Raw genomic sequence first — 16,162 nt, forward strand, 5'->3', positions numbered from 1 at the left:
CCACAGGGTCGTCCCCGAAAATCCCATCTAGCTACGAGCGGGGAAGATTTCCGTGGCACAGGACGTGCTCACCGACCTGAACAAGGTCCGCAACATCGGCATCATGGCCCACATTGATGCGGGCAAGACGACCACAACTGAACGCATCCTCTTCTACACCGGCATCACCTACAAGATCGGTGAAGTCCACGATGGCGCGGCCACCATGGACTGGATGGAGCAGGAGCAGGAGCGTGGTATCACCATCACCTCCGCGGCTACCACGTGCTTCTGGAAAGACAACCAGATCAACATCATCGACACCCCCGGGCACGTCGACTTCACCGTTGAGGTGGAGCGGTCGTTGCGCGTGCTCGACGGCGCCGTTGCGGTGTTCGACGGCAAGGAAGGCGTCGAGCCGCAGTCCGAGCAGGTGTGGCGTCAGGCCGACAAGTACGACGTGCCGCGAATCTGCTTCGTCAACAAGATGGACAAGCTCGGCGCGGACTTCTACTTCACCGTGCAGACCATCAAGGACCGCCTCGGTGCCAAGCCGCTGGTCATTCAGCTGCCGATCGGCGCCGAGAACGACTTCGAGGGCATCGTCGACCTGGTCGAGATGAACGCCAAGGTCTGGAAGGGCGAGACCAAGCTCGGCGAAGAGTACGAGGTCGTCGAGATCCCGGCCGACCTGGCCGACCAGGCGGAGATCTACCGCCAGGAGCTGCTGGAGACGGTCGCGGAGTCCGACGAGGCGCTGCTGGAGAAGCACTTCAGCGGCGAAGAGCTCACGATCGACGAGATCAAGGCCGCCATCCGCAAGATGACCGTCGCCTCCGAGCTCTACCCGGTGCTGTGTGGTTCCGCGTTCAAGAACAAGGGCGTTCAGCCCATGCTCGACGCGGTCATCGACTACCTGCCCTCGCCGCTGGACGTGGAGGCCACCACCGGCCACGTTCCCGGCAAGGAAGACGAGCTGCTGACCCGCAAGCCGAGCGTCGACGAGCCGTTCTCGGCGCTGGCGTTCAAGATCGCGGTGCACCCGTTCTTCGGTGAGCTCACCTACGTGCGCGTGTACTCGGGTCAGGTCGCCTCCGGCGCCCAGGTCGTCAACTCGACCAAGGGCAAGAAGGAGCGTCTCGGCAAGCTCTTCCAGATGCACTCCAACAAGGAGATGCCGGTCACGACCGCGTCTGCCGGTCACATCTACGCCGTGATCGGTCTGAAGGACACCACCACCGGTGACACCCTCAGCGATGCGCAGAACCAGGTCGTGCTCGAGTCCATGACCTTCCCTGACCCGGTCATCGAGGTCTCGATCGAGCCGAAGACCAAGTCCGACCAGGAGAAGCTCGGCACCGCGATCCAGAAGCTGGCGCGCGAAGACCCGACGTTCTCGGTCAAGCTCGACCAGGAGACCGGCCAGACCGTCATCGGCGGCATGGGCGAGCTCCACCTCGACATCCTCGTCGACCGCATGCGTCGCGAGTTCAAGGTCGAGGCAAACGTCGGCAAGCCGCAGGTGGCCTACCGCGAGACGATCACCAAGAAGGTCGAGAAGCTCGAGTTCACCCACAAGAAGCAGACGGGTGGCTCCGGCCAGTTCGCGAAGGTCATCATCGCCATCGAGCCGTTCGTCGGCGAAGACGGCGCGACCTACGAGTTCGAGAACAAGGTCTCGGGTGGTCGCGTTCCGCGCGAGTACATCCCTTCGGTGGACGCCGGTGCGCAGGATGCCATGCAGTACGGTGTGCTCGCGGGCTACCCGCTGGTGAACCTGAAGATGATCCTGCTCGACGGTGCTTACCACGACGTCGACTCCTCGGAAATGGCGTTCAAGATCGCCGGCTCCCAGGCACTGAAGGAAGCGGCTCGCAAGGCCGGTCCGGTGATCCTCGAGCCGCTGATGGCGGTCGAGGTCATCACGCCCGAGGACTACATGGGCGAAGTGATCGGCGACCTGAACTCCCGCCGTGGCCAGATTCAGGCCATGGAGGAACGCAGTGGTGCCCGTGTCGTCAAGGCGCTGGTTCCGCTCTCGGAGATGTTCGGCTACATCGGTGACCTGCGGTCGAAGACCCAGGGCCGGGCGAACTACTCCATGGTGTTCAACTCGTACGCGGAGGTTCCGGCCAACGTGTCGAAGGAGATCATCGCCAAGGCGACCGGCGAGTAATACCGATGTCGGGGCAAGTGTAAGACTTGCCCCACATCTGCCGGGAGTCAGCACGACCCCAGTAATAACCGCACTGCTGCAACTGCACGCACCAACAAGTCCAGGAGGACACCACAGTGGCGAAGGCGAAGTTCGAGCGGACGAAGCCGCACGTCAACATCGGCACCATCGGTCACGTCGACCACGGCAAGACCACGCTGACTGCAGCGATCACCAAGGTGCTGGCTGACAAGTACCCGGATCTGAACGCGGCGTTCGCGTTCGATCAGATCGACAAGGCGCCGGAGGAGAAGGCTCGTGGTATCACGATCAACATCTCCCACGTCGAGTACCAGACGGAGAAGCGCCACTACGCGCACGTCGACGCTCCGGGTCACGCTGACTACATCAAGAACATGATCACCGGTGCGGCGCAGATGGACGGTGCCATCCTCGTGGTCGCCGCGACCGACGGCCCGATGCCGCAGACCCGCGAGCACGTGCTGCTCGCCCGTCAGGTCGGCGTGCCCTACATCCTGGTCGCGCTGAACAAGTCGGACATGGTCGACGACGAGGAAATCCTCGAGCTCGTCGAGATGGAGGTCCGCGAACTGCTGGCCGCCCAGGAGTTCGACGAGGACGCGCCGGTCGTGCGTGTTTCCGGTCTGAAGGCGCTCGAGGGCGACCCGAAGTGGACCGAGTCGATCGTTGAGCTGATGAACGCTGTCGACGAGTCGATCCCGGACCCGGTCCGCGACACCGAGAAGCCGTTCCTGATGCCGGTCGAGGACGTGTTCACGATCACCGGTCGTGGCACCGTCGTCACCGGTCGCGTCGAGCGCGGCATCGTCAACGTGAACGAGGAAGTCGAGATCGTCGGCATCAAGCCGACCTCGACCAAGACCACGGTCACCGGTATCGAGATGTTCCGCAAGCTGCTCGACCAGGGCCAGGCCGGCGACAACGTCGGTCTGCTCGTTCGTGGCATCAAGCGCGAAGATGTCGAGCGTGGCCAGGTCATCGTGAAGCCGGGCACCACCACCCCGCACACCGAGTTCGAGGGCCAGGCCTACATCCTGTCCAAGGACGAGGGCGGCCGGCACACGCCGTTCTTCAACAACTACCGTCCCCAGTTCTACTTCCGTACGACTGACGTGACGGGCGTTGTGACCCTCCCCGAGGGCACCGAGATGGTCATGCCGGGCGACAACACCGAAATGTCGGTCGTGCTGATCCAGCCGATCGCCATGGAAGAGGGCCTGCGTTTCGCGATCCGTGAAGGTGGCCGCACCGTCGGCGCCGGTCGCGTCACGAAGATCATCAAGTGATTCTCTGAATCACTGAACCAAACGGCGTCGCTCCGAAAGGAGCGGCGCCGTTTGGCATTTCGGGTGCTAACCGCAGAAAAAGTCGGCCCCTCCGAGACATCCAAGGTAGTGTGGATGTCATGAGTGCAGCATATGACGTAGTTCCGTTCAGCGATCTGCTACACCGGCCTGCCGTCACCGCTGGGCTCCTCGACCAGGTGCGCGCCGTCCGCCTGCGTCGTCGGGATGCGGGCGATCTGGCATTGATGCGGATCGAGCAGCTGGATGCCGAAGGCGCGGTGGTCGATTTCACCGCGCGTCTGCTTGCCGGGCTGGTCCGTCGTATCGGTTCGGAAGCCGTGCGCGAGGTGCTGCCCGATGCGGTTCCCTGGGTCACGTTCCTCCCCGCAGCGGACGTCGATAAGTTCCTGACCGAGCTCGTCGCAGTGGCGCAAGGTGCGGCCGCGCTGGAGAATCTGGCCCCACTGGCGGGCTTGCTCACTCAATGGCGGCATACCGCAGAGGTGTACGCCGACCCGGTATTGCTGGAACTGGTCACGAATGAGCCGGAGGGCGATTTCGGACCAGCCCCGATGCCCGATCCCGCCGAGTACGACCGGTGAGCCCGAAGCGCGGCGACCGTGCCGCGCCGCCCGCAGTCGTCGGCGAATACGAAATCCGCTTGGCGACCAGCGAATCCTGTGTTGGCTGGGAACAACTGGCCGCACAGGCACCGACGAATCTGCGCCGTGCGTTCGAGGCGATCAGAGTCGACCCGAGAGCGAAGACGAACCCCGACCGGCAGCATCGGCTCAAGGGCTCGCTCAGTTCGGCTACCTGGAAGGGCATCGTCCTGGAGCGTTGGCAATACGAGGTGACCGGCAGCGGCCGAATCTGGTATCTCATAGACGACGATCAGCGCACGGTCTGGATCGTCTACGCGGGCACCGGGCATCCCAAAGCGACCGACTGATCAGGACAACTCGCGACGGGGTCCATCCGCGTTGCTCGTCGATCAGTTCGTGTCCTTGGATCGGGTTCGGGTGCAGGCTGTTTGCGGACGGCTGCGGGCTGGGTGTGCCCGCTTGCTCGGAGCTGCTCCAGCTTGGTTATGGGGTCAGTTCTGTTTGCCTGGCTTGATGTAGTCGACGTGGAGTAGGAGGTAGGCGGGTTTTACGCAGGCCTCGGCGGTGAAAGGCATGGTGACCGAGGTTGATTGGTTCGGGGGGTGGATCAGTAGGTATTGGGCTGGGGTGCGGTCGCATTCGTAGTTGCCGGCCTGGGAGTAGCGGAGGGTGGCGTGGGAGGCGTCGGCTGAGGCGAGGGTGACCGGCTGGGGGGTGGCGGAGGTGGAGTCCGGTTCGGCTTCCGGGCCGAGGGGGGTTGGTGGGGAGCCGGTGGCCAGGGAGACGCCTGGGTAGCCGGAGAGGGAGCAGGGGGTGGTGCCGGTGTTGGTGAAGACGATGGGTACGTAGACCGAGCCTGCGGCGCCGTCTGGTTGGCCGAGGGTGATGGTGAGATCGCTGGCAGCGCAGGCTGGTACGCCGTCGGAGGGGGTGGTTTGGGTTGTCGGCTTGCTCGTGGCCGTTGGCGTTTGTTGACCGGGGGATGCCGCGGACACCGTGGTGGCCGGGGTGGCGGTGGCCGTGGCCGATGGTTCCGGCGAGGAACCTCCGCATGCGGTCAGGGGTAGCGCCGTAGCGAGGAGGAGCAATGCTGTGCCGCGCATGCCCAACCCTAGCCCCGTCCGGCGGGGGGTGAATGCCTTTCTCTCGGGGTGTTCCGCGGTGCGCTGTCGCTCAGCAGCTGAAGGCTCGGCCGACGGAGGTGTCGCGCTCGGCCGCCGAGACTTCTTTGAGGCAGCCGAAGGGGACGACGCCGTCGTCACTCACTTGCATTCCGGTGCGCGTGGACGGGTTGACGCAGGTGAGGCCGCTGGACGCGATGCGGCAGATGTAGTTGCCGAAGGTCAGCTTGCTGTCGTACGGCAGCGTCTGCCCGTCGCCGTGGATGAAAAGGCCAGGGTCGCCGCGGAATTGGCCGACCGATAGGTGCTGGCCGGAATAGTTGACGTAGCCGCCGTCCCAGTTTCCGAAGCCTTCGTTCGGTTTCGGGATCGGGTTCTTCAGCTTGACGACGCAGTTGAATCCGTCGATCTGGTACTCGGTTCCGGTGATGCAGCTGATCTTTCCGGAGGGACTGATGAAGGCGATATCGCTCTTCAGGTCGCTGGCGGCCCCGGTGCCCGTGTTCGCGGAGTGATAGTGGCTCGCGTCGGCCGGGCTGCCCGCCTGTGCCCAGGCGATGCGTTCCTTCAGCTGGCTTTCCGGACTGGTCGTTGTCGCGGTCGGCGTCGGTTTGACCGAGGTCGTCGGTGGTTGGTCCGGGGAGGCCTGTGGCTTACCGGAGGTGGATTGGGAGCAGGCGCTCAGCGCCAGGATTAAGGCAGCGAGTGCCGCGATTCGCATGATCACAACACTAGTCGTTGTCCAGCAACGTATTCGGTGGCCGATCGTGCGGAGCGCGATCACCTGCGCGGTTATCGCGGATCGTCACTACTTTCCGTTAGCGTCGAGAACGAGACGCCGCCCCGACGATTCGGAGAACACATGAGCAAGTCCGCCTTGGCCACCGAACTCGACGTGACCGCTGGCACGCTGCGGCACGGGATGCCCTACTTGGCGATGGGCGCCGGGCGGCCGCTGGTGTTCCTGCGGTGGTTCACCCCGGACCACGCGAATCCGCGCGGATGGATGCGGCAGTCCGAGATCAAAATGCTGGCGCCGTTGGCCAGGAACTTCCGTGTCTACGCGGTGAGCCGGGCGCCGGGGATGGCCGAGGGCACCACGATGGCCGATATCGCCACCGAGCACGCGGACGCGTTGCGGGCCGAGTTCGGTGCACCGGTCGACGTCATCGGCGCCTCGTCAGGCGGATCGATCGCATTGCAGCTCGCCGCCGACCACCCGGCCGACGTCCGCCGCTTGATCATCGCCTCGTCCGGCTACCGGTTGGATCCGCTCGCCAAGGAGAGCCAGATCCGCTACGGCGAAGCGGCCTTCGCCGGTCGCCGCGCACTGCATCACATGGCCTCCACCACCATCTCGTCGCCGCTACTCGCCCGCGTTGCCGCTGCCGCCATGTGGTTGATCGACCCGCTGGCCCGCCCGAAGAACCCCGCCGACACCCTCGCCTTCCTCCGCGCCGAAGACGCCTTCGACCTGTCCGACCGCCTCGATGCGATCACCGCGCCCACCCTCGTCATAGGCGGCGAACGCGACGCCGGCTACAGCCCCGAGAACTTCCACCACACCGCCAACGGCATCCCCGACGCCCGCCTACTCATCTACCCCCGCACCAGCCACGTCGGCGTCCTCCACCACCCCCGCTTCGCCCCCGACGTCACCGAATTCCTCCGCTGATCCGGTTACTTCGCAGACCCGCTTAGCCTTTCGCACATCCATCGGACGGATATCTGATGTGTGAAGAGCGAACCAGCTATGCGAAGTCCACGCGGACCGCCGGTAGACGCGCGGAGGTCAGATGGTTGGCGTCGGGGTCCAGTGGCCGGTGCGGCGGGCGTGTGCGGCTATCGCAGTGGCCGAGTGGATGCTTCGGATCAAATGGTCTGGGTGGTCGAGGTTGTTCCAGGTCCAGCGGACCACCATCCAGCCGAGTGCGCGCAGTCGGTCCTCACGGATTTTCTCAGCGGCCACTACCTGTTCAGGCATGCTGGCACCTCGTAACTCGCTCTGGTACTCGACTTTCCCCTCGAATTCACCGACCACCCCGAGGTCGGCGAACAGAAAATCGACGCGTCCGACGCAGATTTCGTCGTCGGTGAACACGCGGGCCTGTAGCTCCGCTGTGGGTAACCCGCCGCGGTAAAGGGCTACCCGGCTGCGGGATTCGCCAACGCTTTCGCTGCGGCCGTCCGCGAAGGCAACAACCTGGGCAGCCTTCCGGCAGCCCGGCCGATACCGTGCCCTTAGCAGGTGCGAACGCAGTTCATCGGTGGTGGTCAGTCCTTGACGTAGGAATGCATCGGCGATGACGACGGACTGCTCGAAGCTTTCCGAGCGTGCGATATCGATGACCGTACGCGCCGGGGTGGTGACCCGAATTCCGTTCACGATGGTGATCTCGTCCGGTTCTATACGCGACGAGTGGACGACGAGCTGCTTGCTTTTGCGTCCACCATTGATCCTGTCGCGCGTCATGTGCACACGGTCGAGCGGAAGAGCCCACGTCGGCCCGCCATAGATCACCACCGCCGAACAATGGCTCGCCACCGCCGCGTCGGACATTGCCTCGCTCGTCGCGAGGGCAAGCACCAGATGGTGGCCCGCCGGAGTGAGCTCAGGTTGTGGCGTTCGCAAATAACGTCCAGCCCGCACCCGTTGCCATGTGCCAGCGTGGCACAACCGACGCAGATCCATATCCGACATCCCGAAGGCCAGAGCCTGTTGGCGCGAAATCAGTTGCGTTCCTTCCATCCCCCGATCGTGGCCGAGCCCCACCCCCGCCAACACCCCCAACCCGCCGATTGTGGATAACACGCAGCTTGTGGATAACTTCAGCCTCGGCTTCGCACGCCGCAGCTGTTCTTCACACACGCCTTAGCTGTCGAAAAGCTATGAGACGAAACACTGCGCTATGCGAGGTCAGCCGAGCTGGGTCATGCCCGCGGCGACCACCTGCGCGACATTGAGAAGGTCTTCGGCGGTGGGTATCGGCATGCCGTCTAGGGCGTGCAGCCGGTCGGTGCTCGCGATGGCGAACATGGCGGAGACCCAGGCGGCGGCGCAGGCGCGCAAGGTGCCGGGGCGGACGGGTACCGTCGCGCTCGCCTGCAATACCCGCGCGGTGACATCAAGCAGTTGATCACGCAGGTGGCGCAATTGGCGACGTACGTCGGGATGGGTGTCGGCCTCGCGCCACATGATCACGCGCAGTACCGAGGAATGGTGATCGCGCAGATTGAGCGCGGCATCGAGCGCGACCAGGCTGGCGGCCGGATCGCCGGGGGCGACAACGGTCTCGATGTCATCGATCGGGTGCGCGGGCACCCGTTCGGCCATCAGCGCCGAAAGAATCGAATCCTTGGTCGGGAAATAGTAGAAGACAAGACCTTTCGGGACCTCGGCAGCGCCCGCGATCGCGGCCGTCGCGGTGGCGTCGAATCCCTGTGCCGCGAAAAGGTTTTCGGCGGCGTCCAGAATGAGTTGCCTGGCATCGCCGTCCACCTTCGCGCTCCGCCGCCGCCCTGCCCTCGGCTCCTTCCCCGGTCGCTGGGCCACGGCCCGGCGACCGGGTTTCGGCATCTGCATCAGTGGTGTGTCGCCGCGCCGTGCAGACGTCCCGACACCGTCGGCAGCGCCGCTACCGCGACCACCGCCGTCACTACCCCGACTACCCATGCGGTCCAGGATGCGCCGCGGTAATCGGTGAAGTCCATGACCCACGGGGAAATGAACAGCAGTACGCCGAAAAGGCCCATCGCGTAATCGGCGTTCGCCCCGAGCGCGGGCCGATACATCTGCGCGAGGCCGGTGAGCGCGACGAGCACGCCGAGCACGACCAGCGACCACATCGCTTTGTCGGTGGTCTCCACCCACAGGGGTGAGAGCGCGGCGAAGATTCCGAGCACGACTGCCAGGAAGTCCTGTGCGCGACTTTCGGTGAACATGGTGTGCCTCCTAGGGCTCAGGAATATGACCTTTCTTCGGTATAGACCTGATTGACCGCCCGATCAATATCGGAACGGCTACGATTGCACGGCGATTGCCGAGTGATCGGGCTCACTTCGGCACCGAACCAAGCGGACGTTAGGGTGAGTTGCGTGTCGCCTTCAGCAACAGATTCCGCGCCGATCGTGATCGTCGGCGCCGGGCTCGCCGGTCTGCGTACCGCCGAGGAATTGCGCCGCGCCGGCTACGAGGGTGCGCTGATCCTGCTCGGCGACGAGCCCCGTTTGCCGTACGACCGGCCGCCGCTGTCCAAGCAGTTCGTGCGCGGCGAAACCGACGACACCACATTGCGTCCCGCCGAGTTCTTCGCCGAGAAGCAGATCGAACTGCGGCTCGGCATCGAGGCGGTCGGTGTCGACACCGACGCGCGGCAGCTACGCCTGGCCGACGACTCGACCCTCGACTACGACCAGCTGATCATCGCGACGGGCCTGCGCCCGCGCCGCCTGCCCGGCCTGCCCGACCTGAAGGGCGTGCACGTGCTGCGCGGCCACACCGACGCCACCGCCCTGCGCGCCGAATTGGCCGAGACCACAACGGCACTCGTGGTCGGCGCCGGTTTCATCGGCTGTGAGCTCGCGGCCAGCTTCCGCACCCGCGGCGTCGCGGTGGTGCTGGTCGAGCCGCAGCCGACCCCGCTCGCCTCGGTCCTCGGCCAAGAGGTCGGCGCGCTGGTGGCCAGGCTGCACCGCGACGAAGGCGTCGACCTGCGCTGCGGCACCGGCCTCGACACGCTGCTCGCCGCCGACGGCCGGGTGCGCGGCGCCCTGCTCTCCGACGGCGCCGAGGTCGCCGCCGACCTGGTGGTGATCGGCATCGGATCGCGCCCCGTGACCGAGTGGCTCACCGATTCCGGCATCGCCCTCGCCGACCCGGCGGCGGGCGGCGGGATAGTCGCCGACGAGGTGGGTCGCACCTCGGCCGAACATATCTGGGCGGTCGGCGACGTCGCCGCCTGGCTGCACCAGACCGGCCACCGCAAGCGGGTCGAACACTGGACCAGCGCGGGCGAACAGGCGCGCCTGGTTGCCTGCGCCCTGCTCGGCGCCGCCCCGCCGACCGCGGCCAGGGTCCCGTACTTCTGGAGCGACCAGTACGACGTGAAGATCCAGGCCCTCGGCACGCCGACCGCCACCGACGACGTGCACCTCGTCGTCGACGACGGCCGCAAATTCCTCGCCTACTACGCGCAGGACGGCAAGCTCACCGGCGTCGTCGGCGCGGGGTTGACGGCCCAGGTGATGAAGGCCAGAGCCAAGATCGCCGCAGGCGCCCCGGTGTCGGAACTGCTCACGCCCAGCTGAGTTCGGCGCGAAGGCCGGTCGGAACGTGCCTGGTCGGCCAGCGCCGCGGTGCGCGCGACAGCCGGTCGAACCGCTGCCGCGCAAGTCGCGTCGGGGCACTGTAATACGGTTGTCTCTGTGATCGTCGCGCTCATCGATTCGGGTCTCGGGTTGCTGCCCACATCCGCGTGGCTGCGCAAGCTGCGGCCGGATGTGGATCTGCTGCTGCAATTGGACCCCGACGGCGCGCCATGGGGACCGAAGCCCGATCAGTGGACGATCAACCGCGTGGTCGAGACCGCCCGGACATCGATCGAGTTGGGCGCCGAGGTGATCGTGATTCCGTGCAACACCGCGAGCGTCACCGCCCTGGAGCATGTGCGCGTCGAGGTCGGGCCGGATGTGCCGGTCATCGGCACCGTCCCCGCGATCAAACCCGCGGCTGCCGTCTGCCGCTCGGTGGCGGTCTGGGCGACCGCCGCGACCACCGCGAGCCGGTATCAGGCGGACCTGATCGCCAAGTTCGGCGGCGACGCGGACGTGGTCGGCGTCGCCTGCCACGGTCTGGCCGACTCGATCGATCGCGGTGACCTGGTCGCGGCCCGCGAATCCATCGCCCGCGCCGTCGAGCAGACGCCGGACAACGTCGAAGGCGTAGTCCTCGGCTGTACCCACTACCCCCTGGTGATCGACTCCATCGTCGCCGCGCTGCCCGACGGTGTCCGCCTCTTCGACAGCGCGCAAGCCGTTGCCGCACAGACCATCCGGCGGATGGACGCGCTCGGCCGCGCGACGCCGGGCAACGGCGCGGTGATCGTGCGCAACAGCGGACGACCGGGCGCGCTGCCCGCCAGTGCCGCCAGCTTCGAATCCGGTCGCATCCTCGGTGCCCAAGGGTGAAGTGCAGCGCCCGAACGGAGTTCGTTCGATGACCGAGGTCGCGCCGACCGCCGCGGACGTGCAGGCGGCCCTGGTCGCCGTCGCGAATCCGGCGGACGCGATTCATCTGCAGCGGTTCTTCAAGACCGGGCCGGGGGAGTACGGCGAGGGTGACGTCTTCATCGGCGTGCGCGTGCCGACCTCGCGCGGCATCGCGAAACGCTTTGCGGCACTGTCGCTCGACGAGATCGACGTGCTGCTGGACAGTGCCGTGCACGAGGATCGGTTCGCCGGGTTGATCATCCTCAACGCCAGGTTCGCAAAGGCGTCCAAGCCGGGCAGCGTCGATGACGTGGCCCGTGCGGCGATGGTGGATCGTTACGTGGCCGCCGTGCGCCGTGGCCGGGTGAACAACTGGGACCTGGTCGACGCGTCCGCCGAAAACATCATCGGCCCATGGCTATTGGACAAACCCCGCGACCTGCTCTTCGACCTGGCCGCCGCGGAATCGTTGTGGGAGCGCCGCGTTGCGCTGCTGTCCACCTTCGCGTTCATCAAATCCGGCGACGCGACAACCACTTTCGAGTTGTCCGAGCGCCTGCTCGACGACCGCCGCGACCTCATCCAGAAGGCACTCGGCTGGATGCTGCGCGAAGTCGGCAAGCGCATCGATCAGCAACTGCTGACCGGCTTCCTCGACAAGCACGCGGCCCATCTCGGTCGCACCGCCCTCAGCTACGCCACCGAACACCTCGACCCCGCCGTCCGCGCCAACTACCGCGCGCAGTAGCCCATCCCGCGCACGAACTCTGTTCCCGCGCCCGGTTCAGCCGGCAATGTCATGCGCGGCAGGCGATTCGGTGCGCGCGGATCAGAACTGGATCTTGACGTGATCGGTCACCGGATGTGCCTGGCAGCCGAGGATGTAGCCGTTCTCGATGTCCTCCGGGTCGAGGATCTCGGCACTGTCCATTTCGACTTTGCCCTCGAGCACCGTGCACGCGCACGAACCGCATTCGCCTTCCTGGCAGGAGTACGGCACATCCAGGCCTTTGGCCAGCATGATGTCGACCAGCGTCTGCTTGCGCGGCCACTTCAGCTCGTGCACCTCGCCGTCGAGTTCCACCTCGACCGTCGCCGCCCCGGCCGCTTCTTCGTCCGACACCTCGACCGGTGCCTGATCCGCGAACGGGTCTCCCGCAAGGGAATTGAACACCTCGGCATGCGTGCGTGAGCGCGGCACGCCGAGCTGTCCGAGCGCGTCGTGCACCCGATCCATGAACGGCTTCGGTCCGCACATGAACGCGTCGTAGCCCTGGTACGGGGCGACCAGGGTGGCCAGCGCGTCGGCGGTCGGCAGCCCCTGCAGGTATTCGAGCCAGTGGATCACGGTCAGCCGCTGCGGATGCTTGTCCGCGAGCTCGCGGAGCTCGGCGGCGAAGATCACCGATTCGTGGTCACGATTGGCGTACACCAACACGATTCGGCCGTTGCCACGCGCGAGCGCCGACTTCAGGATCGACATCACCGGGGTGATGCCGCTGCCCGCGCCGAACAGCAGCAGATCCGCGTCGAGATCCTTGGGTGTGAAAACGCCGGAGGGCGGCAGTACTTCGAGTGAGTCGCCCGCTTTCACGTTGTCGCACACCCAGTTCGAGCCGTAGCCCGCCTCGGTCCGCTTGATGGTGACCTTCGGCCGATCGTCGGTGTACGGCGAACTGGCCAGCGAATAGCAGCGCGCCACCGAGCCGGTCCGCTCGCTGGGGATGCGCAGCGTGAGAAACTGGCCAGGCTGGTAGCGGAAGCGTTCGGTCATCTCGTCGGGAACGTCGAAGACCAGCGAACAGGTATCGGTCGTCTCGGTAATGACCGCGGCTACCCGCAGCACGACCGAACGCGAGCCGTGCGGAACCTCGACTGTGGGCCCACCGCTCATCGAATCGCTACGCGATGCTTGGTCCATTTCGTCCTCTCGAACCTGGCACGGACGCTGCGCGCCGCCAAAACTAGAACGTGTTGCAGTTTCATCGTACGTCGGACTCCGGCTGCCGGACAAGCTGAGCCTCCAGACCGGAGATCAACACCTCCATGCCGAAGTCGTAGGCGTACTTTCCACGCAGGTCCGCCATGTACTTGGTGGCGCGCTCGACCGCCTCGGGCAGCGCGACGTCGGACAGCGGCGCGCGATCGCGCGGGTTCACCCGGCTGCGGCCGAACAGGTAGGTGTGGATCGTCGCGTACGCGGCGAGCACGTTGCGATCGGAGAAGCCGGCTTCGAACAGGATCTCCATGATCGCGGCGATCAGGTCCAGCTGTTTGCCGAGCATCTGCTCGATCAGCACGTCGCCGAGGCCGGGATGCTTGCGGAGCTTGTCGTCGATCTGGTCGATCAGATCGCGCAGCCGGTGCTGCCACGGGCCGGATTCCGGTGCCGGCGTGCGCACTCCGGTCAGCGCGGCGGTGGCGACCAGGTCGAGCAGCTCGCGCTTGTCGGCGACGTAGTAGTACGGCGCCATCGGCGAGACGCCGAGTTCGCGGGAGAGTCGCCGCATCGACAACTTCTCCACACCGTCCTCGCGGACCACCCGCAACGCCGCCTCGACGATCTCGGACTCCGACAGGGTGTTGCCGCCTCCGCTCGCCTGCATTCGTCCGACTCCCATGCCACCTCTACCACCGCGGGCGCGTGTCGCCCGTCACGTTCTGTTCAGCTGCTTTCCAACCGAAGTCTAGAGGGCGCCGCTGCCGCCGGTTCGGTGTGCGTACGACTGGGGCGATGCGGGGACCAGCAAGATCTGTCCAGATGGTGTCCCGGTCGGTGGAACGTGTTCCATTTTGTCAGCGGATGACGTTATCGTGTGATCGTGGCCACCATCCGTGGCCGCGGCCACGGATCGCTCGCTCGGAGGTACAGATGCCGGAATACGGAGCCAACGGACACGCCGACACCGACCACTCGGGACCGGTCGGCACGGTCGAAGCACACGAGGACAACGCGCCGCTTGTCGAGGAGACCCTCATCGAAGAGGTGTCCATCGATGGCATGTGCGGCGTCTACTGACAGGCGGTGGTGACCATGCTCGATCTCGATACCCGATGGCAGCTGCACCCGAGGGTGGCCCTGCGGCCGGAACCGTTCGGCGCACTGCTCTACCACTTCGGCACCCGCAAGCTCTCCTTCCTGAAGAGCCCGAGGATCGTCGAGATCGTACGGTCGTTGCCCGAGCACGCCTCGGCCCGCACGGCCATGCGGGCGGCGGGCGTCACCGAGGCGAATACCGCGCAGTACGTGAAAGCCCTGACGCAGCTTGTCGATTCCGACATGATCGTCGGTGCGCCCGCCGACGCGCCGCTGGCGCCCGCCGCCGTGCGCGCTGCCGCGGCACCGTCGGCGGCGGGGGTGGTCCCGCCGTCCGACGCGGCCGTGCGCCTGGTCGATCGGTTCGAAACCGGTTTGGCCGCACCGATTTGCCTCACCTGGGAACTCACCTACGCCTGCAACCTGTCCTGCGTGCACTGCCTGTCCTCGTCCGGCCGCCGCGATCCGCGGGAGCTGAGCACCGAACAGTGCAAGGCGCTGATCGATGAGTTCGAGCGCATGCAGATCTTCTATGTGAACATCGGCGGCGGCGAACCGACGGTGCGGCCCGACTTCTGGGAATTGGTCGATTACGCGACGGCACACCATGTCGGAGTGAAGTTCTCCACCAACGGAGTTCGGATCACCCCCGAGGTCGCCGCGCGGTTGGCCGCGAGTGACTATGTCGACGTACAGATTTCGCTGGACGGCGCCGACGCGGCGGTGAACGACGCGGTGCGCGGTCCCGGCTCCTACGACATGGCCATCCGCGCGCTGGAAAACCTTGCGGCAGCCGGGTTCCGGGACGCGAAGCTGTCCGTCGTGGCGACAAGGCACAATATCGGCCAGCTCGACGAGTTCCGGGCCATCGCCGAAAAGTACGGCGCCACCTTGCGATTGACCAGGCTGCGGCCGTCCGGTCGCGGCGCGGACGTCTGGGACGAGCTGCATCCGACGCAGGAACAGCAGCGGGTGCTCTACGACTGGCTGGTGCGTAACGGCGAGGGCGTGCTCACCGGCGACTCGTTCTTCCACCTGTCCGCGTTCGGCGAGGCGCTGCCCGGTTTGAACATGTGCGGTGCGGGCCGGGTGGTCTGCCTCGTCGATCCGCTCGGCGACGTGTACGCCTGCCCGTTCGCCATCCATGACCGGTTCCATGCCGGAAATGTGGTGTCCGACGGTGGTTTTCGCACGGTGTGGCACGAGTCGGCGCTGTTCGCGGAACTGCGTGAGCCGAGCGGCGGCGGCGCGTGCGCGTCGTGTAGCCACTACGACTCGTGCCGCGGCGGCTGCATGGCGGCCAAGTTCTTCACCGGCCTGCCCGCCGACGGACCGGACCCGGAGTGCGTCCAGGGCTACGGCGAGGCGGCGCTGGCCGACACCGCGCGGTTGATCCCGCGCTCGTCGGTCGATCACTCCCGGCGGGTGACGCCGCGGACGAGTGCGCGCAAACCGGCGCCGGTGCCACTGACGCTGTCCGTGACGCGCCCGAGTGTATTTCCGCCTGTTCGACCCCCGGCTCGGGCCTGCGACGAGAACCCGCTCGCCTGATGTCATGGGAGTAGCCAGTCGGATGCTGCCAGCCGCGCGGCGGCCGCCTCCCGGTCACGACCGGCCGGTTGCCCTCGCGTTGCCGGATGCTGGATTCGAGCAAAACTCGGCGCTTCATCGTCTGCCGCAACACGTGTCAGAGGGTCGAGCGACGCGGTTTCGTGCGGAATTCTGTCCTT

General features: G+C 66.1%; 17 protein-coding genes and 1 pseudogene. 11 read left to right on the forward strand and 7 right to left on the reverse strand.

Annotated features, from left to right (window positions below):
* Window positions 1–52 precede the first annotated feature (52 nt).
* From fusA to OG203_RS29610, 4 genes are all read left to right on the forward strand, one after another.
* Complete coding sequence (gene fusA, locus OG203_RS29595) at window positions 53–2,155, forward strand: elongation factor G (RefSeq protein ID WP_405160521.1); 2,103 nt, start codon at window positions 53–55, stop codon at window positions 2,153–2,155.
* Between the two features lie 116 nt (window positions 2,156–2,271).
* Window positions 2,272–3,462: an elongation factor Tu gene (gene tuf, locus OG203_RS29600; RefSeq protein WP_107659457.1), complete on the forward strand. Its 1,191-nt coding sequence runs from the start codon at window positions 2,272–2,274 to the stop codon at window positions 3,460–3,462.
* Window positions 3,463–3,581: 119 nt separating this feature from the next.
* Window positions 3,582–4,064 carry a hypothetical protein gene (locus OG203_RS29605; RefSeq protein ID WP_405160522.1) on the forward strand — a complete coding sequence of 161 codons (483 nt, stop codon included), beginning with the start codon at window positions 3,582–3,584 and terminating at the stop codon, window positions 4,062–4,064.
* A complete protein-coding gene (locus tag OG203_RS29610; protein WP_405160523.1) occupies window positions 4,061–4,414 on the forward strand; it encodes a hypothetical protein in 354 nt (117 codons plus the stop codon). The genes OG203_RS29605 and OG203_RS29610 overlap by 4 nt, the downstream gene beginning before the upstream one ends.
* 144 nt (window positions 4,415–4,558) lie before the next feature.
* On the opposite strand, the gene OG203_RS29615 is transcribed toward OG203_RS29610, so the two are convergent.
* Both OG203_RS29615 and OG203_RS29620 read right to left on the reverse strand, forming a co-directional pair.
* Window positions 4,559–5,170 carry a DUF4232 domain-containing protein gene (locus OG203_RS29615; RefSeq protein WP_405160524.1) on the reverse strand — a complete coding sequence of 204 codons (612 nt, stop codon included), beginning with the start codon at window positions 5,168–5,170 and terminating at the stop codon, window positions 4,559–4,561.
* A gap of 70 nt (window positions 5,171–5,240) precedes the next feature.
* The gene (locus OG203_RS29620) at window positions 5,241–5,909 is read right to left on the reverse strand and encodes a hypothetical protein (RefSeq protein ID WP_405160525.1); all 669 of its coding nucleotides are present in this window, start codon (window positions 5,907–5,909) and stop codon (window positions 5,241–5,243) included.
* Window positions 5,910–6,050: 141 nt separating this feature from the next.
* Here OG203_RS29620 and OG203_RS29625 point away from each other — a divergent pair, with 141 nt between their 5' ends.
* A complete protein-coding gene (locus OG203_RS29625) occupies window positions 6,051–6,863 on the forward strand; it encodes an alpha/beta fold hydrolase (RefSeq protein ID WP_405160526.1) in 813 nt (270 codons plus the stop codon).
* Window positions 6,864–6,980: 117 nt separating this feature from the next.
* Here OG203_RS29625 and OG203_RS29630 read toward each other — a convergent pair whose 3' ends face one another.
* The 3 genes from OG203_RS29630 to OG203_RS29640 all read right to left on the reverse strand — a co-directional run bounded on the left by OG203_RS29630 (window position 6,981) and on the right by OG203_RS29640 (window position 9,130).
* Window positions 6,981–7,937 carry a hypothetical protein gene (locus tag OG203_RS29630; protein WP_405160527.1) on the reverse strand — a complete coding sequence of 319 codons (957 nt, stop codon included), beginning with the start codon at window positions 7,935–7,937 and terminating at the stop codon, window positions 6,981–6,983.
* Between the two features lie 168 nt (window positions 7,938–8,105).
* On the reverse strand, window positions 8,106–8,765 hold the full coding sequence (locus OG203_RS29635; RefSeq protein WP_405160528.1) for a TetR/AcrR family transcriptional regulator: 660 nt from the start codon (window positions 8,763–8,765) through the stop codon (window positions 8,106–8,108).
* A 5-nt stretch (window positions 8,766–8,770) separates the two neighbouring features.
* Window positions 8,771–9,130: an SPW repeat protein gene (locus OG203_RS29640; RefSeq protein WP_405160529.1), complete on the reverse strand. Its 360-nt coding sequence runs from the start codon at window positions 9,128–9,130 to the stop codon at window positions 8,771–8,773.
* A gap of 186 nt (window positions 9,131–9,316) precedes the next feature.
* Here OG203_RS29640 and OG203_RS29645 point away from each other — a divergent pair, with 186 nt between their 5' ends.
* The 3 genes from OG203_RS29645 (at window position 9,317) to OG203_RS29655 (ending at window position 12,143) form a co-directional block, all read left to right on the forward strand.
* Window positions 9,317–10,495: an NAD(P)/FAD-dependent oxidoreductase gene (locus OG203_RS29645; protein WP_405168049.1), complete on the forward strand. Its 1,179-nt coding sequence runs from the start codon at window positions 9,317–9,319 to the stop codon at window positions 10,493–10,495.
* A gap of 117 nt (window positions 10,496–10,612) precedes the next feature.
* Window positions 10,613–11,374, forward strand: a complete 762-nt coding sequence (locus OG203_RS29650; RefSeq protein ID WP_405160530.1) for a glutamate racemase — start codon at window positions 10,613–10,615, stop codon at window positions 11,372–11,374.
* Between the two features lie 28 nt (window positions 11,375–11,402).
* Window positions 11,403–12,143, forward strand: coding sequence for a DNA alkylation repair protein (locus tag OG203_RS29655; protein WP_405160531.1), 741 nt, complete (start codon window positions 11,403–11,405; stop codon window positions 12,141–12,143).
* A gap of 81 nt (window positions 12,144–12,224) precedes the next feature.
* On the opposite strand, the gene OG203_RS29660 is transcribed toward OG203_RS29655, so the two are convergent.
* On the reverse strand, window positions 12,225–13,289 hold the full coding sequence (locus tag OG203_RS29660) for a 2Fe-2S iron-sulfur cluster-binding protein (RefSeq protein ID WP_405160532.1): 1,065 nt from the start codon (window positions 13,287–13,289) through the stop codon (window positions 12,225–12,227).
* 88 nt (window positions 13,290–13,377) lie between these two features.
* The gene (mftR2, locus tag OG203_RS29665; RefSeq protein WP_405160533.1) at window positions 13,378–14,001 is read right to left on the reverse strand and encodes a mycofactocin system transcriptional regulator MftR2; all 624 of its coding nucleotides are present in this window, start codon (window positions 13,999–14,001) and stop codon (window positions 13,378–13,380) included.
* 266 nt (window positions 14,002–14,267) lie between these two features.
* Between mftR2 and mftA the strand changes: the two genes are divergently transcribed.
* The 3 genes and pseudogenes from mftA to mftC all read left to right on the forward strand — a co-directional run bounded on the left by mftA (window position 14,268) and on the right by mftC (window position 15,983).
* Window positions 14,268–14,414 carry a mycofactocin precursor MftA gene (gene mftA / locus OG203_RS29670; RefSeq protein ID WP_405160534.1) on the forward strand — a complete coding sequence of 49 codons (147 nt, stop codon included), beginning with the start codon at window positions 14,268–14,270 and terminating at the stop codon, window positions 14,412–14,414.
* A 15-nt stretch (window positions 14,415–14,429) separates the two neighbouring features.
* A pseudogene (mftB, locus tag OG203_RS29675) lies at window positions 14,430–14,624 on the forward strand (mycofactocin biosynthesis chaperone MftB); the annotation flags it as partial.
* A 51-nt stretch (window positions 14,625–14,675) separates the two neighbouring features.
* Window positions 14,676–15,983: a mycofactocin radical SAM maturase gene (gene mftC, locus OG203_RS29680; protein ID WP_405168050.1), complete on the forward strand. Its 1,308-nt coding sequence runs from the start codon at window positions 14,676–14,678 to the stop codon at window positions 15,981–15,983.
* Window positions 15,984–16,162: the final 179 nt, after the last annotated feature.

Source organism: Nocardia sp. NBC_01499 (assembly GCF_045040275.1).
GTDB lineage: Bacteria > Actinomycetota > Actinomycetes > Mycobacteriales > Mycobacteriaceae > Nocardia.

What these genes read in the sequence shown, in the direction of transcription:
- OG203_RS29605 (WP_405160522.1), top strand. Translation starts at nt 3,582, where the DNA reads ATGAGTGCAGCATATGACGTAGTTCCGTTCAGCGATCTGCTACACCGG.
- OG203_RS29615 (WP_405160524.1), bottom strand. Translation starts at nt 5,170, where the DNA reads ATGCGCGGCACAGCATTGCTCCTCCTCGCTACGGCGCTACCCCTGACC.
- OG203_RS29620 (WP_405160525.1), bottom strand. Translation starts at nt 5,909, where the DNA reads ATGCGAATCGCGGCACTCGCTGCCTTAATCCTGGCGCTGAGCGCCTGC.
- OG203_RS29625 (WP_405160526.1), top strand. Translation starts at nt 6,051, where the DNA reads ATGAGCAAGTCCGCCTTGGCCACCGAACTCGACGTGACCGCTGGCACG.
- OG203_RS29630 (WP_405160527.1), bottom strand. Translation starts at nt 7,937, where the DNA reads ATGGAAGGAACGCAACTGATTTCGCGCCAACAGGCTCTGGCCTTCGGG.
- OG203_RS29635 (WP_405160528.1), bottom strand. Translation starts at nt 8,765, where the DNA reads ATGCCGAAACCCGGTCGCCGGGCCGTGGCCCAGCGACCGGGGAAGGAG.
- OG203_RS29640 (WP_405160529.1), bottom strand. Translation starts at nt 9,130, where the DNA reads ATGTTCACCGAAAGTCGCGCACAGGACTTCCTGGCAGTCGTGCTCGGA.
- OG203_RS29655 (WP_405160531.1), top strand. Translation starts at nt 11,403, where the DNA reads ATGACCGAGGTCGCGCCGACCGCCGCGGACGTGCAGGCGGCCCTGGTC.
- OG203_RS29660 (WP_405160532.1), bottom strand. Translation starts at nt 13,289, where the DNA reads ATGAGCGGTGGGCCCACAGTCGAGGTTCCGCACGGCTCGCGTTCGGTC.
- mftR2 (WP_405160533.1), bottom strand. Translation starts at nt 14,001, where the DNA reads ATGCAGGCGAGCGGAGGCGGCAACACCCTGTCGGAGTCCGAGATCGTC.
- mftA (WP_405160534.1), top strand. Translation starts at nt 14,268, where the DNA reads ATGCCGGAATACGGAGCCAACGGACACGCCGACACCGACCACTCGGGA.
- mftC (WP_405168050.1), top strand. Translation starts at nt 14,676, where the DNA reads ATGATCGTCGGTGCGCCCGCCGACGCGCCGCTGGCGCCCGCCGCCGTG.